General features: G+C 64.3%; 24 protein-coding genes. 14 read left to right on the top strand and 10 right to left on the bottom strand.

Features of this window, described 5'->3' with window-relative positions; all coding sequences use genetic code 11:
* Position 1 precedes the first annotated feature (1 nt).
* Positions 2 to 154 carry a hypothetical protein gene (locus CIT40_RS07200; RefSeq protein ID WP_167443330.1) on the bottom strand — a complete coding sequence of 51 codons (153 nt, stop codon included), beginning with the start codon at positions 152 to 154 and terminating at the stop codon, positions 2 to 4.
* A 191-nt stretch (positions 155 to 345) separates the two neighbouring features.
* The gene (locus CIT40_RS07205; RefSeq protein WP_094895195.1) at positions 346 to 894 is read right to left on the bottom strand and encodes a cupin domain-containing protein; all 549 of its coding nucleotides are present in this window, start codon (positions 892 to 894) and stop codon (positions 346 to 348) included.
* 149 nt (positions 895 to 1,043) lie between these two features.
* Between CIT40_RS07205 and aptA the strand changes: the two genes are divergently transcribed.
* Entirely contained in the window at positions 1,044 to 2,372 is a 1,329-nt protein-coding gene (aptA, locus tag CIT40_RS07210) for an omega-aminotransferase AptA (RefSeq protein ID WP_094895196.1), read from the top strand.
* A gap of 70 nt (positions 2,373 to 2,442) precedes the next feature.
* On the top strand, positions 2,443 to 3,708 hold the full coding sequence (locus CIT40_RS07215) for a D-amino acid dehydrogenase (protein WP_094895197.1): 1,266 nt from the start codon (positions 2,443 to 2,445) through the stop codon (positions 3,706 to 3,708).
* A 157-nt stretch (positions 3,709 to 3,865) separates the two neighbouring features.
* Here the strand turns inward: CIT40_RS07215 and CIT40_RS07220 are convergent, their stop codons facing one another.
* The gene (locus CIT40_RS07220; RefSeq protein ID WP_162307387.1) at positions 3,866 to 4,510 is read right to left on the bottom strand and encodes a helix-turn-helix domain-containing protein; all 645 of its coding nucleotides are present in this window, start codon (positions 4,508 to 4,510) and stop codon (positions 3,866 to 3,868) included.
* Between the two features lie 167 nt (positions 4,511 to 4,677).
* On the opposite strand from CIT40_RS07220, the gene CIT40_RS07225 reads away from it, so the two are divergent.
* Genes CIT40_RS07225 through CIT40_RS07240 form a run of 4 tightly spaced genes read left to right on the top strand, consistent with a single transcriptional unit; the run spans position 4,678 to position 8,150 of the window.
* Complete coding sequence (locus CIT40_RS07225; protein ID WP_094895199.1) at positions 4,678 to 5,436, top strand: ABC transporter substrate-binding protein; 759 nt, start codon at positions 4,678 to 4,680, stop codon at positions 5,434 to 5,436.
* Between the two features lie 36 nt (positions 5,437 to 5,472).
* Positions 5,473 to 6,126 carry an amino acid ABC transporter permease gene (locus CIT40_RS07230; RefSeq protein ID WP_094895200.1) on the top strand — a complete coding sequence of 218 codons (654 nt, stop codon included), beginning with the start codon at positions 5,473 to 5,475 and terminating at the stop codon, positions 6,124 to 6,126.
* A complete protein-coding gene (locus CIT40_RS07235) occupies positions 6,123 to 6,854 on the top strand; it encodes an amino acid ABC transporter ATP-binding protein (RefSeq protein WP_094895201.1) in 732 nt (243 codons plus the stop codon). Before CIT40_RS07230 ends, CIT40_RS07235 begins: the two co-directional genes overlap by 4 nt.
* Positions 6,855 to 6,866: 12 nt before the next feature.
* Entirely contained in the window at positions 6,867 to 8,150 is a 1,284-nt protein-coding gene (locus CIT40_RS07240) for an NAD(P)/FAD-dependent oxidoreductase (RefSeq protein WP_094895202.1), read from the top strand.
* Between the two features lie 94 nt (positions 8,151 to 8,244).
* On the opposite strand, the gene CIT40_RS07245 is transcribed toward CIT40_RS07240, so the two are convergent.
* On the bottom strand, positions 8,245 to 9,834 hold the full coding sequence (locus CIT40_RS07245; RefSeq protein WP_094895203.1) for a gamma-glutamyltransferase family protein: 1,590 nt from the start codon (positions 9,832 to 9,834) through the stop codon (positions 8,245 to 8,247).
* Between the two features lie 120 nt (positions 9,835 to 9,954).
* On the opposite strand from CIT40_RS07245, the gene CIT40_RS07250 reads away from it, so the two are divergent.
* A complete protein-coding gene (locus CIT40_RS07250) occupies positions 9,955 to 10,728 on the top strand; it encodes an enoyl-CoA hydratase-related protein (protein WP_094895204.1) in 774 nt (257 codons plus the stop codon).
* Between the two features lie 133 nt (positions 10,729 to 10,861).
* Here CIT40_RS07250 and CIT40_RS07255 read toward each other — a convergent pair whose 3' ends face one another.
* Both CIT40_RS07255 and CIT40_RS07260 read right to left on the bottom strand, forming a co-directional pair.
* Entirely contained in the window at positions 10,862 to 11,038 is a 177-nt protein-coding gene (locus CIT40_RS07255) for a hypothetical protein (protein ID WP_167443331.1), read from the bottom strand.
* Positions 11,039 to 11,047: 9 nt separating this feature from the next.
* A complete protein-coding gene (locus tag CIT40_RS07260) occupies positions 11,048 to 11,281 on the bottom strand; it encodes a DUF6894 family protein (RefSeq protein WP_094895205.1) in 234 nt (77 codons plus the stop codon).
* 207 nt (positions 11,282 to 11,488) lie between these two features.
* Between CIT40_RS07260 and CIT40_RS07265 the strand changes: the two genes are divergently transcribed.
* The 3 genes from CIT40_RS07265 (at position 11,489) to CIT40_RS07275 (ending at position 15,602) form a co-directional block, all read left to right on the top strand.
* Positions 11,489 to 13,561, top strand: a complete 2,073-nt coding sequence (locus tag CIT40_RS07265) for a PQQ-dependent sugar dehydrogenase (RefSeq protein WP_094895206.1) — start codon at positions 11,489 to 11,491, stop codon at positions 13,559 to 13,561.
* A complete protein-coding gene (locus tag CIT40_RS07270) occupies positions 13,518 to 14,459 on the top strand; it encodes an SMP-30/gluconolactonase/LRE family protein (RefSeq protein ID WP_162307388.1) in 942 nt (313 codons plus the stop codon). The genes CIT40_RS07265 and CIT40_RS07270 overlap by 44 nt, the downstream gene beginning before the upstream one ends.
* Positions 14,460 to 14,576: 117 nt before the next feature.
* Positions 14,577 to 15,602, top strand: a complete 1,026-nt coding sequence (locus CIT40_RS07275; protein WP_094895208.1) for a histone deacetylase family protein — start codon at positions 14,577 to 14,579, stop codon at positions 15,600 to 15,602.
* Positions 15,603 to 15,621: 19 nt separating this feature from the next.
* Here the strand turns inward: CIT40_RS07275 and CIT40_RS07280 are convergent, their stop codons facing one another.
* Positions 15,622 to 16,320: a 4'-phosphopantetheinyl transferase family protein gene (locus CIT40_RS07280; protein WP_244611921.1), complete on the bottom strand. Its 699-nt coding sequence runs from the start codon at positions 16,318 to 16,320 to the stop codon at positions 15,622 to 15,624.
* A gap of 637 nt (positions 16,321 to 16,957) precedes the next feature.
* Here CIT40_RS07280 and CIT40_RS07285 point away from each other — a divergent pair.
* Positions 16,958 to 17,908, top strand: a complete 951-nt coding sequence (locus CIT40_RS07285) for a DUF6492 family protein (protein WP_094895210.1) — start codon at positions 16,958 to 16,960, stop codon at positions 17,906 to 17,908.
* 10 nt (positions 17,909 to 17,918) lie between these two features.
* On the opposite strand, the gene CIT40_RS07290 is transcribed toward CIT40_RS07285, so the two are convergent.
* Positions 17,919 to 18,986, bottom strand: a complete 1,068-nt coding sequence (locus tag CIT40_RS07290; RefSeq protein ID WP_094895211.1) for an endo-1,4-beta-xylanase — start codon at positions 18,984 to 18,986, stop codon at positions 17,919 to 17,921.
* A 321-nt stretch (positions 18,987 to 19,307) separates the two neighbouring features.
* Here CIT40_RS07290 and CIT40_RS07295 point away from each other — a divergent pair, with 321 nt between their 5' ends.
* From CIT40_RS07295 to CIT40_RS07305, 3 genes are all read left to right on the top strand, one after another.
* Positions 19,308 to 20,744, top strand: coding sequence for a lipopolysaccharide biosynthesis protein (locus CIT40_RS07295; protein ID WP_094895212.1), 1,437 nt, complete (start codon positions 19,308 to 19,310; stop codon positions 20,742 to 20,744).
* Positions 20,745 to 21,189: 445 nt separating this feature from the next.
* Positions 21,190 to 21,333, top strand: coding sequence for a hypothetical protein (locus tag CIT40_RS07300; protein WP_155525988.1), 144 nt, complete (start codon positions 21,190 to 21,192; stop codon positions 21,331 to 21,333).
* A complete protein-coding gene (locus tag CIT40_RS07305) occupies positions 21,330 to 21,722 on the top strand; it encodes a 4-fold beta flower protein (RefSeq protein WP_193550909.1) in 393 nt (130 codons plus the stop codon). The genes CIT40_RS07300 and CIT40_RS07305 overlap by 4 nt, the downstream gene beginning before the upstream one ends.
* Positions 21,723 to 21,758: 36 nt before the next feature.
* On the opposite strand, the gene CIT40_RS07310 is transcribed toward CIT40_RS07305, so the two are convergent.
* Complete coding sequence (locus tag CIT40_RS07310; RefSeq protein ID WP_094895214.1) at positions 21,759 to 21,986, bottom strand: hypothetical protein; 228 nt, start codon at positions 21,984 to 21,986, stop codon at positions 21,759 to 21,761.
* 54 nt (positions 21,987 to 22,040) lie between these two features.
* Positions 22,041 to 22,718, bottom strand: a complete 678-nt coding sequence (locus tag CIT40_RS07315; protein ID WP_094895215.1) for a Crp/Fnr family transcriptional regulator — start codon at positions 22,716 to 22,718, stop codon at positions 22,041 to 22,043.
* Positions 22,719 to 23,385: the final 667 nt, after the last annotated feature.

Raw genomic sequence — 23,385 nt, forward strand, 5'->3', positions numbered from 1 at the left:
ATCAGTTCATCATCCTGCGGAGAGACTTGATCTGCTCTCTCTGCGCTTCGATGTATTTCGCGATGGCCTTACGCAGCTCGCGCGAATGGAGCTTGTCGGTGTCGAGCTGGACTTCATCGAGCGCGGCTTCGGCATTGGCGAGAGTGGTCTTCATGCGCGAGCTCCTGTTACGAAGCGGCCCTGGAGTACCCTGGAGTCCGGGGCCATAACCTCAGCACCTCTAAAGCCAGGCTGCTCGGCTACGGTTCGTAATATATAGAGGTCCGGCGCGCAGAAATTGAGATGGCTCAACCACCGTAAGATACCGGTGGCCCGTATGATCCCGGATGGGACTGATCGGGGCCATCAGAACGTCGGCGGCGTGCAGGCCGAGATCACTTCGCACGGCTTGCCGCCGACGCAGCGGAAGCGATGCGGGCGTCGGCTCTCGAAATAATAGGCATCGCCCGGATTGAGAATGCGCCGCTCGTCCTCGACGGTGACCTCGAGCTTGCCCGAGATCACGATGCCGCCTTCCTCGCCGTCATGGACGAGGTGGACGCGGCCGGTGTCGCTGCCGGGCTCGTAGCGCTCCTTCAGGATCTGCAGGCTGCGGCCGAACAGATTGTCGCCGATCTGTCGATACGAGATCGGCTTCTTGCCGACCTCGGTGAGTTCCTCGGCGCGGTAGAATATCTTGCGCCTGGACTCCGGCTCCAGCGCGAAGAACTCGGCGAGCCCCATCGGAATGCCGTCGAGGATGCGCTTGAGCGCGCCGACCGACGGATTCATCTGGTTGGATTCGATCAGCGAAATCGTCGAATTGGTGACGCCGGCACGCTTGGCGAGCTCCCGCTGCGACAGCTTCTGGCGGGCCCGGATGAATCGCAGCCGTCCACCGATGTCGACGCTCATGCCCCTGGTCCCTGTTGCAAGTGTTGCGGATCGCGCAAATATGGACCAGTGGGCCCAGCTAAATCAATGGCTTGCAGGTCTCCAGAAAAGGACTTGTTGCGCATCTGAAGCCGTGCCTCTGCTGTATCGTCAGCAAAGGAGCGTGGCCCGTGACCCTTCATCAGATTCCGAACACCATCAAGACCGATTCGTTCTGGATGCCGTTCACGGCCAACCGGCAGTTCAAGAAGGCGCCGCGCCTGTTCTCCTCTGCGGAGGGCATGCACTACACCACCGTCGACGGCCGCAAGGTGATCGACGGCTCCGCCGGCCTCTGGTGCGTCAATGCCGGTCACGGCCGCAAGCAGATCGCCGCCGCAGTCGAGCGCCAGCTGATGACGCTGGACTTCGCGCCGTCGTTCCAGATGGGCCACCCGCTGGCGTTCGACTTCGCCGAGCGGCTCGCCGAGATCGCGCCGAAAGGGCTCGACCGCATCTTCTTCACCAACTCCGGCTCCGAGTCGGTCGACACCGCGCTGAAGATCGCGCTCGCCTATCATCGCGCCAACGGCCAGGCGAGCCGCACCCGGCTGATCGGCCGCGAGCGCGGCTATCACGGCGTCGGCTTCGGCGGCACCTCGGTCGGCGGCATGGTCGCCAACCGTCGCGCCTTCACCACGCTGCTGCCGGGCGTCGACCATATCCGCCACACCCACGATCTCACCCGCAACGCCTTCGCCAAGGACCAGCCCGAGCACGGCGCCGAGCTCGCCGACGATCTCGAGCGTCTGGTCGGCCTGCATGGTGCCGAGACGATCGCCGCCGTGATCGTCGAGCCGGTGCCCGGTTCGACCGCGGTGCTGCCGCCGCCGAAGGGTTATCTGCAGCGCCTGCGGGAGATCTGCGACAAGCACGGCATTCTCCTGATCTTCGACGAAGTCATCACCGGCTTCGGGCGTCTCGGTACGCCGTTCGCCGCCAATTTCTTCGGCGTCACGCCTGATATGATGACGACCGCCAAGGGCATCACCAACGGCACCATTCCCTGCGGCGCGGTGTTTGCGCATCGCAAGGTGCACGACGCCATGATGATCGGCCCGGAAAACGTCATGGAGCTGTTCCACGGATACACCTACTCCGCGCATCCGACCGCCTGCGCCGCCGGCATCGCGACGCTCGACATCTACAAGGACGAAGGCCTGCTGACGCGCGGTGCCTCGATTGCCGAATATTGGCGCGATGCGCTGCATTCGTTGAAGGGCCTGCCCAACGTCATCGACATCCGCAATTGCGGCCTGATGGGCGCGGTCGAGCTCTCGCCGCGCGACGGCGCGGTCGGTGCGCGCGGCTACGACGTCATGGTCGACTGCTTCAATCGCGGGCTCTACTTCCGCATGAGCGGCGACTCCTTCGCGCTGTCGCCGCCCCTCATCGTCGAGAAGAGCCACATCGACGATATCGTGTCGATCCTGGGCGATGCCATCAAGCGGGTGGCCTGATAATTGCTCTCGCCGTTGCGAGTTGTTTCCTTGCAGCGGCGAGCGTGATGCCGCGGGAGTTTGACCAAGCGTGAAAGTTCTGATCCTCGGCAGCGGTGTCATCGGTGTCACCTCTGCCTACTACCTCGCACGTGCCGGCCATGAGGTGACGGTCGTCGACCGTCAACCCGAGCCGGCGCTGGAGACCTCTTTCGCCAATGCCGGCGAAGTGTCGCCCGGCTATTCTTCACCCTGGGCCGGGCCCGGCGTGCCGGTGAAGGCGGTGAAGTGGCTCCTGATGAAGCACGGCCCGCTGGTGATCCGGCCGAAGCTCGATCCCGTGATGTGGGTCTGGCTGCTCAAGATGCTGCGCAACTGCACCAGCGCGCGTTATGCGGTCAACAAGAGCCGGATGATCCCGATCGCGGAATACAGCCGCGACGCCCTGCGCGATCTGCGCCGTGACATCGGCATCCAGTATGACGAGCGCTCGCAAGGCACGCTGCAGCTGTTCCGTTACCAGGCGCAGCTCGACGGCACGGCTGAGGACATCGCCGTGCTCAAGCAATATGGCGTGCCCTACGAGACGTTGAGCCGCGAAGGCTGCATCGCCGTCGAGCCTGCGCTCGCAGGCGTGAAGGAAAAGTTCGTCGGCGGGCTCCGCTTGCCGCAGGACGAGACCGGCGACTGCCACATGTTCACGCAGGCGCTGGCCAGGCATGCCGAGGCGCTCGGCGTCCGCTTCATGTTCAACACCGGCATCGATCGCATCGTCACCGAGGGCGCGCGCGTCAGCGGTGTTGTGACCAGTGCCGGGATGTTGCAGGCCGACGCTTACGTGCTCGCGCTCGGCAGCTATTCGTCGCGGCTCGCAGCCCCGCTCGGCATTTCGCTGCCGGTCTATCCGGTTAAGGGCTATTCGATCACGGTGCCGATCAAGGACGCTGCGGGCGCGCCGGAATCCACCGTGATGGACGAGAGCTACAAGGTCGCGATCACGCGCTTGGGGAATCGCATCCGCGTCGGCGGCACCGCCGAAATCTCGGGCTTCTCGACCAAGCTCTATGATGCGCGCCGCGCCACGCTGGATCATTCGCTGACCGACCTGTTCCCGCGCGGCGGCGATCTCTCCAAGGCGACGTTCTGGAGCGGCCTGCGTCCGATGACGCCTGACGGTCCGCCCGTGATCGGCCCGACGCCGTATGCCAACCTCCACCTCAACACCGGCCACGGCACGCTCGGCTGGACCATGTCCTGCGGCTCGGCGCGCGTGCTCGCCGACATGCTGTCGGGCAAGAAGCCGGATATTGACGTGAGTGCGCTGACGGTGGACCGGTATAATCACCGGTTCGGGTAGTCGTCTCTCCTTGCGACTAAATCTATCGCCGTCACCCTGAGGCGGCCACGAAGCGGCCCTCGAAGGGCGGCGGCCCGGCTCTATCGGGGCCGTGCATCCTTCGAGGCTCGCTGCGCGAGCACCTCAGGATGACGGAATAAAGATTTGTGTGTGGGGCCTACCCCGCCCCGGTCACGCAATTGACCCACAGCACCACGGCCTTCGCATCCTCGGCCGGATTTGAAAACCGGTGCGGCCTGCGGCTGGCGAACCGAAAGCTGTCGCCGGTCTTCAGCGACCAGATCTCGTTGTCCACCGTCAGCATCATCTCGCCTTCGAGCACGAGGCCGGCTTCCTCGCCGTCATGGGTGTAGAGCTCGTCGCCGGTGGAGCCGCCGGGCTCCAGATGGACCAGGAACAGGTTGAGCTTGTTGTCGGTGCTCGCCGGGCTCAGCAATTGCTTGGAGACGCCGGTGCGCCACAGTTTCAACTCCGGCCGCTGAAGTCCGCGCGTCACTACCCGATCGGATGAGCCATCGGCGCTCGGGCTTGCGCCGAACAATGCGGCGATGCCGACGCCGAGCACGTCGGCAAGTGTGGCCAGCACGCGCAGCGAGGGCGACGACAGGCCGCGTTCGATCTGGCTGAGGAATCCGATCGAAAGCTCGGTGCGCGCTGCGACCGTCTCCAGCGAGAATTGCCTGACGCGTCGGAGATCCCTGATGCGGCGGCCGACCGCGACGTCCATCGCAGGCTCCGCCGGCTTGGCGACGGCTTTGGCCTTCACCCGCTTCGCCGGCTTGGATGCCGCCGGTTTGCGCATTCTCTTGCCACCGCTCACGTCAAACCGCTTCCTTCATGTGCATGAAAACAACTTGCAACGTCAGCGAAAGTGTGACCAAATTTTCATATTGGTGAAAATAGGCCGAAACGGTTCGGCTCGCAATACCCGCGAGCCGCCGCCACCGGCCAGACCCAAAGGGGGATGCGATGAAGCGTTTTGGTCTGGCCGCGATGGCGGCACTCGCGCTGGCGGCACTGACGCCGGCCTCGGCGCAACAGGTGCTGAAGGTCGGCTCGACGCCGACGGGCATTCCCTTCACCTTCCTCGACACCAAGACCAACACCATCCAGGGCATCATGGTCGATCTCGTCACGGAAGTGGGCAAGGATGCCGGCTTCAACGTGCAGATCGAGCCGATGCAGTTCTCGGCGCTGATCCCGTCGCTGACGTCCAGCAAGATCGACATCATCGCCGCCGCGATGTTCATCACCGCGCCCCGGAAAGAGGTCGTCGACTTCTCCGATCCGATCTACACCTACGGCGAAGGCCTGGTGGTGCCGAAAGGCGATACCAAAGCCTATGCCACGCAGGAGGACCTGAAGGGCGAGACGGTCGGCGCCCAGGTCGGCACCGCCTTCGTCGACGCGCTGAAGAAGTCCGGCCTGTTCGCCGACGTGAAGGCCTACGACACCATCCCCGACATCCTGCGCGACGTGAACACCGGCCGCCTCAAGGCCGGCTATGCCGACTATCCGATCCTCGCCTACAATCTGAAGCAGGGCGGCTTCCCCGAGGTGCGTCTCGTCGATGGCTACAAGCCCGTCACCGTCGGCTCGGTCGGCATCGGCGTGCGCAAGGGCGAGGCCGCGCTGCTCGGCAAGATCAACGCGTCGCTGGCGAAGCTGAAGGCCAACGGCACCATCGCCAAGATCCTCGACAAATGGGGCCTGAAGGCTCAGGGCTGATCAAGGCTCATAAGGCTTGTTAGTGAAGGCTTGCCGATGAAAGGCTTCTGGCACGACGCCGTCGAGTTCTTTCCGATCCTGATGAGCGGCGTCGTGCTGACGATCGTCGTCACCATCGGCTCGCTGCTGCTCTCGACGGTGCTCGGCCTGATCTGGGCGATGATGCGGGTCTCCGGGATCAAGGCACTGTCGTTGCTCAGCGCCAGCCTGATCAACGTGATCCGCGGCATCCCGATCATCGTGCTGCTGTTCTATCTGTATTTCGTGATGCCCGATCTCGGCGTCACGCTGTCGGCGCTGCAGGCCGCGATCCTCGGGCTCGGCATCGCCTATTCGGCCTACCAGGCCGAGAATTTCCGCGCCGGCATCGAGGCGATCGACAAGGGCCAGATCGAGGCGGCGCAGTCGATCGGCATGGGCTGGTGGCTGACGATGCGCCGCGTGGTGCTGCCGCAGGCGGTGCGCATCGTGCTGCCGCCCTACGGCAACGTCATGATCATGATGCTGAAGGATTCCTCGCAAGCCTCGACCATCACGGTCGCCGAGCTGGCCCTCCAGGGCAAGCTGATCGCGTCCTCGACCTTCAAGAACACCAACGTGTTCACGATGGTGGCGCTGATGTATCTCACCATGAGCATTCCGCTGATCCTGCTGGTCCGTCATTTCGAGAAGCGGGCGGGCAAGAAATGATCGAGCTCAACGACGTCCACAAGAGCTTTGGCCAGAACGAGGTGCTCAAGGGCATCACGGCCTCGGTCCAGAAGGGCGAGGTGGTCTGTGTCATCGGCCCGTCCGGCTCGGGCAAGTCGACCATCCTGCGCTGCATCAACGGGCTCGAAAGCTACGACCGCGGCGAGATCAGCATCGAAGGTCTGAAGGTCGATCGCGACGCGCCGTCGATCGTGAAGGTTCGGACCCAGGTCTCGATGGTGTTCCAGCGCTTCAACCTGTTTCCGCACCGCACGGCGCTGGAAAACGTCATCGAGGGGCCGCTCTACGTCAAGAAGGAAGCCCGCACGCAGGCGCTCGAGCGCGGCCGCGCGCTGCTTGCGCAAGTGGGGCTCGCCGAAAAGGCCGACGCCCATCCGCCGCAACTTTCCGGCGGCCAGCAGCAGCGCGTCGCGATCGCGCGGGCGCTCGCGATGCAGCCCAAGGCGATCCTGTTCGACGAGCCGACCTCGGCGCTTGATCCCGAACTGGTCGGCGATGTGCTCGGTGTGATGCGCAAACTCGCCGATGACGGTATGACCATGGTCGTCGTCACCCATGAGATGGGCTTTGCCCGCGACGTTGCCGACCGCGTGCTGTTCATCGACGGCGGAATCATCGTCGAGCAGGGGCCGGCCAAGGCGCTGCTCAACCAACCCCAGCATCCGCGCACGCAGGATTTTCTGCGGCGCGTGCTGCATCCGCTCTGACCGGTTCTCGATATGACGCGCCTGCCTCTGCCGCCCTCGCTCTATGCCGACACCGCCGTTGCGCCGGTTGCCACGCCGCCGCTCGATGTCGACAAGAATGTCTCCGTCGCGATTGTCGGCGGCGGCTACACCGGTCTCTCCACCGCGTTGCATCTGGCGGAGCAGGGCGTCGAGGCGTTGGTGCTGGAGGCGCAGGAGCCGGGTTGGGGCGCATCCGGCAACAATGGCGGCCACACCAATCCCGGACTGAAGCACGACCCAGATCGGATCGAGGCCGATTTCGGCGCAGAGCTCGGCCGCCGCATGATCGCTTTCTCCTACGGCACCACGAATTTCACCCACGAACTGATCCGCCGCTTTCAGATCCCTTGCGAGGCGCGGCAGAACGGCACGCTGCGTGCGGCCTATCACGAGGCCAGCGCCGCCGCGATCGAAACGACCGCGCAGCAATGCATCCGGCGCGGCATGCCGGTGACCTATCTGAACCGCGAGCAGCTCCGCGAGATGACCGGCACCGGCCGCTACATCGGCGCGATGCTGGACGCACGCGGCGGCGATCTGCATCCGCTCAGCTACGCCCGAGGTCTCGTGCGTGCGGCGATCTCGGCCGGCGCGAAGGTGCATGGCGAGACGCCAGCTCTGTCGCTGCGCCGTGAGGGCGCGCGCTGGCGCATCGAGACGCCGAAGGCGGTCGTGCATGCGGACAAGGTCCTGCTCGCCACCAACGGTTTTACCGACGATCTCTGGCCGGCGCTCCGCCGCACCATCGTGCCGGTGTTTTCCTCGATCGCCGCCACGGCGCCGCTCTCCGACGCGGTGGCCCGCGCGATCATGCCGACGCGTCCCGTGCTGTACGAGAGCGGTCACATCACGGTCTATTACCGCATCGACCAGCACAACCGTCTGTTGATGGGCGGCCGCGGCCCGATGCGCTGGATCAAGTCGCCGCACGACGTTGCCTATCTCATGCGGTATGCCGAGCGGCTATGGCCGCAACTGAAAGGCGTTTCCTGGACTCACGGCTGGAATAGCCGCCTCGCCATCACCGGCGATCACTATCCCCATGTCCATGAGCCGGCCGAAAACATCCTGATCTCGCTCGGCTGCAACGGCCGCGGCGTCGCGCTCGCGACCGCGATGGGCGCGCAGCTGGCGCGACGGCTGATCGGTGGCGCCAAGGCCGAGATCGACATGCCCATATCAGGAATCAAGCCGATCCCGATGCATGCGTTCTGGCCGGTGGGTGTGACGACCGCCGTGATCGCGGGGCGCGTGCGGGACAGGTTGGGGATTTAGCGCGACTTAGATTTGCGGTCGCTCCAACGCAGGTGCACTCCCTCTCCCGCAAGCGGGAGAGGTTAAGCAGCCAGCAGCGAATGTTCGAATCGTCTCAGCTTTCCGCGATCGCATCCGCCCAAGGCTGAAAGATCTCGATCGCGCCGGAATTGACATCGCCCTCGCGCATCACCACGCTCGGGCAGGCGAATTTCTGCGGCAAGGCCTGCACGCGAGTCTCCTCGTAGTCGAAGCGCGCGGCAAGGGCTTTGCGCACATCCTCCGGCAGGCGGGCGTCGCCGATCACCACCGCGCCTTCGCTGGCGTCGATGCGCGGCTGGTGGATGGCGGCATCGAGATCCATGCCGAAATCCATCGCAAAGGACGCGAGCTGCAATACCGAGGGCAGGATGCGGCGCCCGCCGGAAGCGCCGATTGCAAGACGTTTGCCGTCTTTGGTCTCGGCGATGACGGGCGTGTAGTTGCAGAGGCAGCGCTTGCCGGGCGCAAGCGAATTGGTGGTGCCCGGCGTCGGATCGAACCACATGATGCCGTTGTTCATGGCGATGCCGGTGTGCGGCGTCACATATCTCGAGCCGAACGACGACAGCAGCGTCTGCGTCACCGCGGCGATGTTGCCGTGGCGGTCGACCACGGAAAAATGCGTGGTGCAGGCGGGCGCCAGATATTCGGCGCCGAGCGAGCGCTTGCCGTCGGCATCGCCCATGTCCTTGAGCCGCTCGCGGAAGGCCGCCTGCAAAGCGAGGGCGTATTCGACATAGGCGGCCGCGTCCGGCGCGCTTGCCGGCTTCAGGCTCTGCTGCAGCAGGCGCAGCGCGTGCGCCATGGTAGGGCCGGCCGTGAGCTCAGGCGTCGCATAGACCTTGCCGTCGCGATACGGGATCGCCAGCGGCTCGCGCAAATGCGCGCGGAAGGCGGCGAGGTCCTCGACCGACAGCGAACCGCCATCGGCCTTGATGTCGGAGGCGATGCTCCTGGCGAGATCGCCCTGGTAGAAATCACGCGGTCCGGCCTCGGCGAGATACGACAGCGTCGCTTTCAGCGTGTCCTGCGGCAGTCGCGTCTCGGCCTTGATGCCCCATGGCGCGGTCGGCGGCAGGCCGTCCTTCAGGAACGCTGCCGCGCTGGCGGGATAGCGCCTGAGATCGGCTGCCGAACCGGAGATCGTCACCGTGGTCCACCAATCGACCAGCAGGCCTTCGCCGGCGAGCCTGGCTGCCGGCGCGACCAGATCCTTCCACGGCATCTTGGCGTAGCGGCGATGCGCCTCTTCCATCCCGGCGACGACGCCGGGCACCGCGATCGAACCTGGGCCGTGGATGTTGCGATCGTCCTTCACCCGCGGCCAGGGGAACAGATCGGAGGCCGCGCCTGCGCCGCTGAGCGGATAATCGGCGGTGCGCAGGCTCTGCGGCGCGGACATGCCGTAGTCGATCACCTGGTAGCTATGTTCCTTGGTGCGGTAGAGCACCATCGCACCGCCGCCGCCGATGCCACTGTTCCAGGGCTCCAGAACGTTCAGCGCCATGGTGGTCGCCACGACGGCGTCCACGCAGTCGCCGCCCGCCGCCAGCACCTGCGCCCCCACTTCGGCCGCCCGCCGCGATTGCGAGGCGACGATGCCGCCCTTGGATCTGACGGCGGGTTTGCGGACGGTTTGGTTGAGGCTGAACTGGTGAGGCATGGTGTCGTCTTGATCTCTGTTGTTTTGGCGTTGCTGTGCTGGCGCGGAAGCTCGGCATTGGCGGGACGCGCGAAGGATGGCACATTGCCGCCAACGAGAAAATCCAAAGGGAGACGCGGCATGGCTGGTGTGAAACAGGCGCGGGATGGCACGGTCGGAATCCTGACGCTGGACGAGCCGGCGAGCCTGAATGCGATGACGCCGGACCTGCTCGGTGCGCTCGCCGCCGCCGTCGGCGAGATGTCGCAGGACGAGGGTATTCGAGCCCTGATCCTCACCGGCGCGGGGCGCGGTTTTTGCTCAGGACAGAATTTGAAGGCGTCGGAAGCGCTGGGTGAGGATATTGCGGCCGGCGTCATGCGGTTCTACTGGCCGGCCTTCGAGGCGTTGCGCGAATGCCGCGTGCCCGTCGTCGTCGCCGTCAACGGCGTCGCGGCCGGCGGCGGCTTCAGCCTGGCGATGGCCGGCGACATGATCGTGGCGGCGCGGTCGGCGAGCTTCATCCAGGTGTTCAGCCGCATCGCGCTGGTGCCGGATCTCGGCTCGACCTGGCTGCTGCCGCGGTTGATCGGCCGCCAGCGCGCGCTCGAGCTGATGTTGTTGAACGAACCTCTGACGGCCGAACGCGCCCATGAGATCGGCCTGGTGCGGCACGTCGTCGACGATGCGAAGCTGATGGAGGAAGCGCTGAAATTGGCGCGGCGTCTGGCCGAGGGCCCGACGCGCGCCTTGGTGGCAACGCGCCTGCTCGTCGATGAGAGCGAGCATGCGACCTACGAGGCGCAGTTCCGCAGGGAAATCGAGCTTCAGGCGGTGGTCCGCAAGAGCGCCGACGCGATCGAGGGGCGCAACGCTTTTGTCGAGAAACGCACGGCGAAGTTTACGGGGAAGTGAGTTGGGCGCGCTTGCCCTACTCGTCATGCCCAGGCTTGTCCCGGGCATCCACGTCTTTGACCCACGTCCAAAAACGTAGATGGCCGGGACAAGCCCGGCCATGACGACGGAGGTCAAAGCGACGAACCCGCGCTCACAGCGAGCGGTTCAGCCGGCTGGCCTGATACTTGGCGCGCCATTTCGGGCCCGGCCCGCGCATGTAGTGCAGCTCGGGGCGGTAGGGATTGCCGGCGACCCGGATCAGCGTCTGCCATTTGGTGGCGACGAAGCTCAGCGGCTGGCGGAAGAGGCTCAGTGACGCGATCAACATGACATCACCTCAATGCGGCTTGCCGAGCATGGCAGTGAAGGGGAGATCGAAAATCTCTTCGCCGTCGTCGTCGCTGACATGGATCACCCAGTCGCGCCAGTCTTCGTTGCTGGGCGTCAGGATCATCGACCGCATGATTTGGGAGGCACGGTCGCGCGCCTCCGTGAGATTGGAGACGGCGGTGCCGTAGCGGTCGATCAGCGTGCCCTCGGTATTGGAGCAGTGAAAATAGACCTGGACCATATGCGCCTCCTGGCGGGAGCAACTTGGATGGCAAATCGATACCACCCGAAGCCTTCGCGAAACATTCGGGTCGATTCCGGTGAGGGAATCTACGGAGGTTGGTCGGCTCAGAGGTCGTTAAAGGTTTAATCACAGGCGAGTGATGTTGAACTGGACTGCGTTCGGACGGCATGGAACAGATTTTCGCGCGAAGTCGGAGGAGATGCCGTGAGCTACTTCACATCCAGGCGTGAACGCCAAAGCCTGCGCGCATGTGCGGGGTTCCTGGCGGCGCTGCTTGGGCTCACCTCGGCGGCGGCGTCGGAGCCGCTCCGCCGCAGCTTCTATGCGATCGGCGCGGAAACCTGCGGTGACGGCGATCTCGCTTTTCCCAGGATCCAGATCGGCATGAAGGCCGGATTTTGCGCAGGCCTCGTCGCCAGCGAAGAGGATCGCCTTAAATTTCCGCGCGCGATCGTCCAGGTGCCGGGCCGCGAGCTGTTCGTGGTGGCCGACATGGGCGGCTGGGGGCACAGTGATGGACGGTTGCTGCTGCTCGATCCGCGTGCGGCCCCGGGGCAGCGGTTCAAGGAATTGCTGACCGGCGTCGAATATCCGTTCGGCCTCGCGATCGGCCCGGACAGGAAGCTCTACGCCTCGACCGCCGAGACCATCTTCCGGTTCGATCCCCTCGCCGACAATCCGCGCGGCACGGTCGAGACCATCATCCGTCACATGCCGGGCCGGCGGATCACGCTGCCCGACGGCACAAAGGTCGAGGAGAGTGCGCATCCGCTCAAGCAGTTCGTCTTCGACAAAAACGGGCGGCTCTTCGTCAATGTCGGCTCCCACAGCGACGATTGCATCACGCCGGCGCCGATCACAAAGCCTTGCGCGGCGGCCGAAGGCGCGTCAGCGATGGCAGCGATCTGGCTGTTCACGCCGCCTGCGGGTGGCGTCTTCCCGGTGCTGAAGCCCGGGGATGCCGATCCGCCGCACATTGTCTATGCGCGGGGCTTGCGCAATTCGATGGCGCTGGCGCTGCATCCGAATTTTCCCGATGCCGGCTACGCCTTCCTGCAGGGCGAGAACAGCCGCGACTTGCCGGATATCTTCAAGCCGAACGAGGAGATCAACGCGATCGAACCGGGCAGGCATTATGGCTGGCCCTATTGCTACGATCTATCGACGCCGAGCCCTGAATTCAGAAACGTGCTGCAGGGCGGGGTCTACAAATCGCTCTGCACGGCCAACGCACTCTACAAGCCGCCGCTCTCACTGATGCCGCCGCATGGCGCGCCGCTCGCGATGCTCTATTATCACGGCAGAAAATTTCCGGAGCTGGAGGGCAAGCTGCTGGTCGGTCTCCACGGCTACCGTCCGACCGGCAGCCGTGTCCTCGTCTACGATGTCGACGATCACGGTTTCCCCAAGCTTTCCCCGGCGCCGGTGCGTTACCGCGTCAGTTGCGCCGCCGATCCGGCGCGCAGCTTTCAGACCGACGCGGGCGAAGTGGCCGCCGCGCCGTTCGATGAGCTGATCGCAGGCTGGCACCGCGTCAACGGTATCCGGCCGCAAGGCGCGCCGGTCGGCATGACGGTTGCGGAGGATGGCGCGATCTGGCTGGTCGAGGACAAGAACCAGACGGTGATCCGCATCGATCGTGCTGCGGGTGATCCGCCGCCACCGCTGCCGTGCGACATGCGCAGCCAGGCGATGATCGACCAGCTCGCAGCTTTCGTCGCCGGGGATGCGCGGAACAGCGCCCGGCTGACCACGCTGCGCAAAGGCCTGGTCGAGAAGCATTGCCTCGGCTGCCATTCCGATTTCGGTTTGAAGGGCGGCCAATCGGAGGCGGAGAAGGACGCGGCGGTGCTCCGCTTCATGCTTTCGCAGGACGGCTGGATCTATCCCGGCGATCCCGGCGCCGGCAGACTGCGCACGCGGCTGCGCGGTCTCGGCGCCGAGAAGCTGATGCCGCCGGGCGGCGAGGGCTTGCCGAAGACCGAGCCCGGCTATGCGCGCCTGCTCGACACCATGGATGTGCTCGTCGCGACGATGGTGCCGGGCACGCGGATGCGGATCAAGCCGGGACCACCACAGCGCAAGTTCTTCGGCAAGGCCAACAAGGAATGCGGCGAAATACCGACTGGGAAGGTCGTTGTCGTGACACAAAGGAACGCTGTAGACAAACCCGGCTTCAGCCGATTCTTCCGGCCGGCCGATCCCTTCCTGAATGGCGAGTGCAGCGACGGCGATGGCTATTACATCCGGCAGGAATTTCTGGTGCCTGTGCAGTAGCGTTCTTCTCGTCGTGGCGACGGCGTCCGCCCGGGCCGAGACCAAGCTGTTCGAGAGCGCGCAGGTGACGCCTCCCGGCGAATACACGCTCGGCATCGAGGGTCCCGCGGCTGACCTCGATGGCAATTTGTTCGTGGTCAATTTCGGCAAGCCCGGGACCATCGGACGGCTGCCCGCCGGCGGCACCGCGTCGGAGCCATTCACGGCGCTGCCCGAGGGGAGTGTCGGCAACGCCATCCGCTTCGATCGCAGCGGCACCATGTTCATCGCCGACTACAAGAAGCACAACATCTTCGCGATTGCGAAGGGGGCGACGGAGCCGTCCCTGTGGTTTCATTCCGACGAGATGAACCAGCCCAACGACATCACGATCGCGCGCGACGGCACGATCTTTGCGAGCGATCCGAACTGGAAGGGCAGGGAAGGTCATATCTGGCGGATCGCCAAAGCCGCCGACGGCACGGTGCAGGGACAGATCATGTCGGCGCCGCGCGCGATGGGCACCACCAACGGCATCGATCTCAGCCCCGACGGCAAGACGCTCTATGTCGGGGAATCCAGCAGCGGCCAGATCTGGTCCTATGCGATCAACGGCAGCGAGCTGACGGCTGCAAAACTCGTCAAGGCGTTTCAGCCCGACACCGTCGACGGGTTGCGCACCGATGTTGCCGGCCGGCTCTATGTCGCGCGCATTCTCAAAGGCACGATCGCGCTGATGAAGCCGAATGGCGCGGTCGAGCGGGAAATCGCGCTGAGGGCCAAGGAGCCGACCAATCTCGCCTTCGGCGGCAGCGACGGCAAGACCGTCTTCGTCACCCAGCGCCAGGGCGGCTTCATCGAGTCTTTCCGCACCGACCAGCCAGGGCGCGAGCACTGCCTCCAGCGCGGGCGCTGCTGAGCCCCGGTCTGCTTCCGTCGCAGGGCGCGACGGCATTCTTCTTGCTTGCATCTGGCCGCCGCAGGGATCAAGAAATCCACGGCCCGCCTTGAGAGCCTGCGAGCACGGAGTGTTTGAGTGAAAGCCGTCCATACCGAACTGCACCGCAGCCACGATCCGCAATTCTTCCTGGTCCGCGGCGTCGTCAAGCGCACCACCGAGCAGCCGGAGCGTGCCGACCGCCTGCTCAAGGGCTTAAAGGACGGCAAGCATCAGCTGATCGAGCCGACCATATTCGGGCAGGGGCCTCGCGCACGCGTTCATAGTCCGGAGTATCTGTCGTTCCTGAGCGAGGCCTGGGACGCCTGGACCGCGCTCGGAGATTCCGGCCCCGAGATGATCGGCAACATCCATCCGGTGCGCCATGCCGCGACCTATCCGACCCACATCGTCGGCAGGCTCGGTTGGCACACCGCCGACACCGCGGCGCCGATCGGTCCGGGCACATGGGCTGCGGCCTGTGCCGCGACCGACGTTGCGGTCACCGCCGCGCAGATGGTGATGGACGGCGAGGATGCGGTCTACGCGCTCTGCCGTCCGCCCGGTCATCACGCCTATCGCGACATGGCCGGCGGCTTCTGCTTCCTCAACAACAGCGCGATCGCCGCCGCGCATCTGCGGCAGAAGCACGAGCGCGTCGTGATCCTCGACGTCGACGTCCATCACGGCAACGGCACCCAAGGCATCTTCTACGCCCGGCCCGACGTCTATACGGTGTCGATCCACGCCGATCCCGTTGCCTACTATCCCTATGTGTGGGGCTATGCGCACGAGCGCGGCGAGGGACCCGGCCTCGGCACCAATCTCAACATCCCGCTGGCGATCGGTACCGGCGATGACGGCTACATCCAGGCGATGGACGTCGCGCGCAAGGCGATCGAATCCTTTGCCCCCGGCGCGCTCGTCATCGCGCTCGGCCTGGATGCCTCCGAGCACGATCCGCTCAAGGGATTGGCGGTCACGACGCCGGGTTTCCGCCGCATCGGCCAGGCCATCGCCAGGATGGGCCTGCCGACCGTGTTCGTGCAGGAGGGCGGTTATCTCTCCGATATTCTGGGCGCGAACCTGACCTCGGTGCTGGCGGGATTCGAAGAGGCGCGGTGATGCCGCGTCCGCGGCGGCGTCACTCAGCCGCTTCCTGCAGCGGCCAAGCATTGCGGCTGATGGGAAGGCCACCGTCCGCACGGGAGCCGTCGGCGATCGCGAGGCGATGCGAGGGCGAGGGCGAGTACAGCGAGAAGCGCCAGCCATCGGGATCGTCGGCGATATCGGGCTTGAAGCTGATCTCGATGGCCTGGTGCGAGACCTGCATCGCGAAGGCGTCGAGCGGCAGATTGAGCCCAAAGCCCCTGGCCTTCAGATAGGCTTCCTTGAGCGTCCAATAGTCGAAGAAGCGTTCGGTCGCGGCCGGCTCCGGCAGTGCCCGCAGCGTTTCGACCTCCTCCGGCGCAAAGAAGCGAAGCGCGGTGGACAGCGGCGCCACACGCCGCGACACGGTTTCGACGTCGACGCCGACGGATTCATGCCTCGACACGACGCAGGCGACGCAGCCGTCGGCGTGGGACAGGCTGAAATGCAGCGCGCTCGATGTCGCGGGCGCTGCGACAAACGGCCGTCCGTAACGGCCGGCTGCAAATGACCAGTCGGACGGCGCGACGTTGGAGGCGATCTGCGACAGCGCCAGGCGCAGCATCGCATGCGCGAAAATATACTGCCGTCGATGCCGCTCGAACATGAAGCGATCGGCACGGGTCCGTTCATCGACCGAGAGCAGCCGCCGGCACTCCTCGACCGCGCCCGGCGCGTCAATGGATTCGATCAATCCGACAAAGAGCTCAATTCTGTCGTTCGCCATCAATTGGGCCTTTAGCGCCAGGCCGTGGGAAAATCCCCGGTCCCGACGGAAGAAACAACTGAGCAAGAATCAACCGCGCAGACCGCTTCTAGCGATCCACCCGGGCGAATTCTTGTCGATTTGCAGGCCGGTTTACAGGCGCAAGCTTGTGCGAGACTCCAAGCTCGACCGCGAGCGGCCATCCTTCGAAAAGTGAAGCCTGACGGTTCCTGCGCGCCGCGGCCGATGCAGCCTAGTTCGTCTCGGCAACCAGTATTTTTTGGAAACCTTTGCGATCCTCGTTGCCCAACGAGGTACCCCTGAAAAATTCGATCACAGCCATAACGACCCCCCGGTCGAAAATATTCGTCCAAATCAAAACGCAGGAACAATCTTGCGCGATGAGGCCAAATAATCAAGCTGCAACTGGGTCATTCACAGCTTTGGCGAGTGAACCGTAGTCATCCGGGATGGCTGAGCGCTCCGTCGCTCCAGCCGAGCGTAGGCCGAACGCTGCCGTCGGATGGCTAACGCTTCGTTTCATTTTACCTTGATTGCGAATGGACGTATCCAACGCATGCCGGCGCCGCTATGAGTAAGGCCTGATGGCCATTTGAGCGCGCCCATGCATTCCGTTGCCTTGCTGACTGCCAGCTATGCCAAGGATATCGAACGCTTTTCGCTGCTGAGCGAGAGCATCGACACCTGGCTCACCGGATACACGCGGCATTATGTTCTCGTTAACGACGAGGATGTGCCGCTGTTCGCGCGGTTCGCCTCCGACAAGCGGGTCATCGTTCCGGCCTCGCGCTACTTGCCGAAATGGCTGTTCGCGCTGCCGCCGGCGCTCCAGTTCATCAGCAAGCGGCGGGTCTGGCTGTCGCTGATGTCGTCGCCGGTGCATGGCTGGCACATCCAGCAGATCCTCAAGATCGCCGGCGTCCTCAACGCGCCCGAACAGCGCGTCTGCATCCTGGATTCGGACAATCTGTTCTTCCGCGAATTCGACGTCGGCCGATATGCCGGCGCCGAAAAGACGCCGCTGTTCGTCACGCCGAAGGACATCGGCGCTGGTCACCCCTTGCATGGGCTGTGGCTGCGCACCGTCGATCAGCTTCTCGGCATCAAGGACCGCTCATTCCCCGCCGACGATTATGTCGGCAATGCGCTGGTCTGGGACAAGGGCACCGCGCGTGCGATGACCGATGCCATCAAATCGGCGACCGGGTTGAACTGGGTTCTGGCGCTGTGCCGGAAGAAGAAATTCTCGGAATATCTGATGTACGGCCATTTCGTCGCGAACTCGCCCGTGCATCTGGCCACCCACCGGGTCACGGAAGACAGCATCGCGGTCTCGCATTGGGACGACACGCCGCTCGACCGGCCGGCCATCGAAGCGCTGATGCGTGCCGCGAGGCCCGAGCAGGTCGCGCTCTGCATCCAGTCCTATTCGTCGACCTCGGTCGATGACATCCGCGACGTGTTCCGCCTCAACTCGCGCGATCGCCGGGCTCCGAGCCTTGCGCCGGACCATATCGACGACGCGGCCGAATTCGAGGCAAAGGCGCGCGGCTAAGCTCGCGCCTTCACGCGTCCTTCGTGAATTTGCTGATCACGTCCATGAACGGCTTCGGCTTGAACTCGCCGTCCAGCGGCAGCGGGCGGTTCGGCTGCTTGTCGGCGCGCGCAAAGACGCCGTTGATCCAGCTGTAGCGATCCGAGAGGCCCCAGGTGAGGATCGAGCGCACCGGGCCGCTGGTCGAGATCGCCGTCAGCAGGTCGTTGACGCGCTTGGCGACGATGGCGTCGCGCTCCGCCGGATTGCCCGTCAGCTTCTGATCGTCGACGTCGAGCTCGGTCACATACACTTCAAGTCCCCAGGAGCGCAGCTCGGTGACGAACTCGGCGAGCCCGTGGGTGTCGATCTCGAGCTCGGCATGCAGATGCGATTGCAGCCCGACGGCGTGGAGCGGAACGCCCTGGTCGAGCAGGTCCATGATCAGGTGGCGGTAAGCCGCGCGTTTGGCAATGAAGGAGTCCTTGGCGGACTCGATGTCGTATTCGTTGATCGCGAGCTTGACGAAGGGATCGGCTGCAGCCGCCGTGCGGAACGCCAGCGGAATCCAGTTCTGACCGAGATGCTGCGTCCAGAACGTGTCGCGTCGGTCCTTCGGGCTGCGGGGATTGTCCGGGATCGGCTCGTTGACGACGTCCCACGAGGTCAGCTTGTCCTTGTAGTAGGAGACGACGGTGCCGATGTGATCGACATAGGCGCGCTCGACGCCCCTGGTGTCCTTGATCTGCTTGGCCCAGTCCGGAATGTCGTGATACCAGGCGAGCGCGTGGCCGCGCATCGTCAGGTCGTTATCCCGCGCAAAATCCAGGATCGCGTCGGCGCGTTCGAAGTTGAACGTGTGCGCGTTCGGCCGCAGCATCGGCCATTTCAGTTCGAGCACCGGCACCACCTGGGTGCAATAGGTGCTGATGGCTTCGCCGAGCCTGGGATCGGCTTGCAGATCCCAGAGCGTGGCCGCCGCGCCGAACCCCTGATGGCGCTGTGCCAGTTTCGACGCCGGCGCCGCCGACACGGATGCGCCTGCCGCGAGTGCTGCGGCGCCGCCGAGGAGAAATTCGCGTCTGTCGAGCCTGGTCACGGCAGTCCTTTTTCGAGCCAACGCAGCATCGTACCAAGCGTCGCCCCACGACGCCGGGGTTTCGTGTCGTGGGGTTAACTTCCGCCGTCTGCAGGTCGTGGTTTCCTGCCGTGATCGCGCCTTGCCGGTGGAGGAAGGGCAAATTTAACGCTAACGCGCGAAAGCGGCTTCACGGCTTCATTCGCGGCCCGATCTGCAGACTTATGTGACACTCTTGAGCGATGCTGCGGCGCTTTCGTTCGCCCCGCCAAAGGGCCCATTCAAGGCCGCATTGATGAACGGCCGCCACACTCGCAAGACCGCCGCCGGTCCCGTGCCCGCATGCTGAACCGCCATTTCTCGATTTATCTCGTCGCCTACATCCTGCCTGCGGCGGTGGGCTTCTTCGCGGTCACGGCCTATACACGGCTGCTGACGCCGTCCGAGTACGGCGTCTATGTCGTCGGCATCAGCCTCGCCGGCATCCTGGGTGCGATCTTCTTCGCCTGGATCAAGCTGTCGGTGTCGCGCTATCAGGCGATGTCGTCGGAGGTGGATTTTCGCGGCACGGCGATGGTCGCCTTCGGCCTCACCGTCGCGGTGCTCTGCGCCACCACCCCGCTGGTGTTCCTGTTCCGCAGCGACCTCAGTGTCGAACTGCTGCTCGCCAGCATGTTCGTCGCGATCATGGTCAACGCGGTCGACGTCGGCCAGGAGTTCGAACGCGCCAAATTGCGGCCCTACCGGTTTGCCGCGATCTCGATCGTGCGCAGCGTGTCGAGCGTCGGCTTCGGCCTGCTCGGCATCTGGCTCGGCTGGGGCGGATTGGGCTTGCTCGCCGCGTTCGGCCTGGGATCGCTCACCGGCATCATCCTCAACCTGGTCGGCGACCGCTCCAAAATCGCGCGCTTCGAGCGCAGCCAGTTCATGCAGCTGGCCCGCTACGGCCTGCCGTTGACGCTGGCCGGGCTCTCCGTTGCGGTCTATTCGGCCTGCGACCGGCTGATCGTCGCCTATCTGCTCGGCAAGGACGCCGCCGGCATTTTTGGCGTCGCCGCAGACCTGCCGCGCCAGTTCATGGTCATGATCGCCTCCAGCGTTGCGGCGGCCACCGTGCCGCTGGTGTTCCGGTCCTTGTCCGAGAATAACGAGGAGACGACGCGGGAGCGCTTGACCGAAAGCCTCGAGCTGCTGCTCGTGGTCGTCGCACCTGTTGCGATCTGGCTCGCGCTTGCGGCGGACCAGGTCGCCGGCACGCTGGTCGGTGTCGACTTCCGCGCCGGTGTCTCGGCGCTGCTGCCAACCCTGGTGCTCGCCCGCTTCTTCGGTATCGCCAATCAGTTCTACGTGCAGATCAGTTTCCAGCTCGCCGAGCGCCCCTTCATGCTGGCGGCGCAATCCTTCCTCACCCTGGTGGTGAGTGTGGCGCTGATGTTCGCGCTGGTCGGAAGCTACGGTCTCCTAGGTGCCGCGCTGGCGACGCTCGCGACCGAGGCGCTCGGCTTCATCGTCGCAATCGTGCTGATGCACCGGGCTCACCCCGTGCCGTTCGATTTCAACCGGCTCGCCGGCATCGCAATATCGGCTGCGGCAATGGCGGGGACGATCCTGTTGGCGCGATCGCAAGTGGGTGGCACCGGCCTCATGGCGCTGATCGTCGTCAGTTTTGCGGGCGGTTCCGCTTATGCCGTCGTGGCGTGGCTTCTCAATGTCGCCCAGGTGCGGACGCTGTCGCTGCGCCTCTTGCGGAACTTCAACCGGAAAGCGCTGGGCGTCTAGCGGAGATGCCCGCCGAGCGGGACGCCGGCCGGGGCGGCCGGGTTCAAGGCGGAAGAGAACTCTCCTCGAGAGCAATATTGACCAGTAACTTCGGACCCGGCGGTCCATGCTGGGCTTATCACCGTCCCTCATCGGCAATCTTTCGGTGACTGAGAGTGCTGTCGTGCTCTCGCCTGACCCGCGGTGCATCGCATGCATTTGCAACATTCGCACACATACGGTTCTCCACCGGCATCGGCCCAAGGTCCGCGCTGTCATTGGTGCGGCGAAGCAATGAGCTTGTGGAGAATCCCCGGTCTATCGGCCTTCGAGATCGGAACATTCGGATGCGCCGGGTGCCAGCGAGGTTATTCCGCCGCAATCGAAACCGATCCGATGACATCGGCCGCCGTTCTCTGGCTGGACAGCCGAGGCTTGCGGCCACCGACTTGAGCGAGTCCGCCAAATGGAAGATCTGGAAGACTACGTCCATCGCGAGAACCTCAAGATATTCAGGCGGGAGATCGATCTGGAAAAAGACGCCGTCCGGCGGCGATGGCTCTTGAAGCGTCTGGCCGAGGAAGAAGCGAAGCGCCGGGCCCCGACATGACAGGCGGCCGCCGGGAGTACCTGCCCAGCGACGCCAAAGGGAGATGTTTGGTGAGCGGATACATACTCAATACCCGAGGAAACCGTGCCGGCGTCGTGAACGGCGCATCGATTTTCGATCTCTCCGGCAAGAAGGTCTACGATCTTCGGGGGAACGGCATCTACCGCCTCTCGGGTGAGTTGGTCGGCCATACGCGCGACGCGTCGGGCTGCGACAAGCGTCTGGATCGTGACAGCCAAGCGCTACTCGCGGCCCCGGGATCGCCGGAGCCTGAAGAGCCTGAGAACCGTCCCGAGCCGCCAAGGCAGCCATCCGCCACCTTTGCGGAAGCAATACGCCTGCGCCGGATCATCTCCGACAGCCCGTCCGATCGTCCCAAGAAGGCGTGATCTGTCGTCCCGGGCGGGGCCGGGTCGACCAGAAATCTAGTTCAGCGGCGACCGCACCCTGGTCGCAGCATCATAGACCAGGATCTGCAGCATCGGGAATCTGCCAAGCAGCTCGGTGCCGGCTGCCCGCGCAGCCGCTTCGCTGTCATGACGGGTCTTGAAGTGGCCGTCGACGATAAGCGCAAAGCCATCGGCTGGGGCTACGTCGGCCCTTTGAACCGTTCTCGGCTCGATCTCCTCTGCTTGCATGGTCGGCCTTTTCATGGGGTGCCTTCAATCGTTGCAGGAGATAGCTCGAGGCCCTCGCCTTCAGTCGTTTCAGTCGTCCCTCACGATCTCAGGCTTGTCGTACAAGACCGCGTTCAGGAGGGAACTATGAACCTCGATCTTGCCGTTGTAGGAGATGAAGCCGAGCTTGCGAAACTTGTTCATGAAAAAGCTGACGCGGGATCGGGTTGTCCCGATCATCTCCGCGAGCGTCTCCTGGCTGACCTTCGCCGAGATGGGTTGAGTGGCGCCGTCCGTGCCGAAATTCGCCAGCAGCAGCAGCAGACGCGCAAGCCGCTTCTCGCTCGAATTGAACAATTGGTCGATCAGGTCTTCTTCGATGCGGCTGTTGCGACTGAGCAGATATCCCATGAACAATTCGGAGAACTTCGGTTCGGCCCTGAGTACGACGAGCATCGCTGATTTCGTGATGGACGTGATCAGGCATTGCTCCATCGCCACCGTCGTCGAAATCCGCAAGGGATGGCCGTTCAGGCAGCCCTCGCCGAAGAATTGTCCGGGCTCCATGATCCCGACCACGGCCTCCTTGCCCTGTTCGGAGACGACGAGAACCTTGATCCTGCCCTTCTGAATGTAGAAAACGGCATCCGCGGCGTCGCCTTGCGAGAACACGACCTGATTCTTGGCGAACTTCAATATGGCTTTGCCCTGGCCGACCTTGGCGAGGAAGAGCTTTGGATCGAACGCGCTTTTCGCCGCTTTTGGCATGATGTCGTCAAAACCTGATGGTGAGAGCTCGAGCCTAGCAGGGCTTGGCGGGGCGAGTTAGGCAATTCTCGGTTCCGGCTCGCGCTCGCCCCTGACCCTGGCGGGCAATTTCGCGGCGGCTTCGGCCGGTTGCCAAGCGACTCGCCTGCGCTCAATGCCCCGCGGGGATTTGAAGCAGCGTCGCCACGCGCCGATCGGCGATTCCATTACAACCCTTCGATCTGCTCCTCGTCGGTGAGGGCGACATGTTCACCGGCGGGCTGATCGCTCTCCACACCCCGAAGGGCCAACGGATTGGCGAACGAAACGGTCGTCCGCGTTGTTCTGATGGTCGCTACCTTACGCGCTCTGCCCCGGCGGCTGTTTGGTCGATCTCATCGGTCGTCGATGGAGATCTTGTGAATGGTCCCGCACTTGCAGCACTCGAAGATTCTAAGATCGGGTCCGTCACGAGACGCCCCGACGTGGATCAGCATCATGCGACTCTGGCAGGCCGGGCACGGCGGTCGTGGGATCGGAATCAACGTCGGCTCCGGACGACTGTAGACCTCGGACATATGAAGGTACTCCCCATATGGCGGGGGATGCTGGATCCGAAGCCGCCGCCGATGACAGCCGATTCCGGCCGCGTGGCGGCAAGCATGCCGCACCAAGCTACCCGTCTCTG

Origin of the sequence: Bradyrhizobium amphicarpaeae (assembly GCF_002266435.3) — a bacterium.
Classification (GTDB): domain Bacteria; phylum Pseudomonadota; class Alphaproteobacteria; order Rhizobiales; family Xanthobacteraceae; genus Bradyrhizobium; species Bradyrhizobium amphicarpaeae.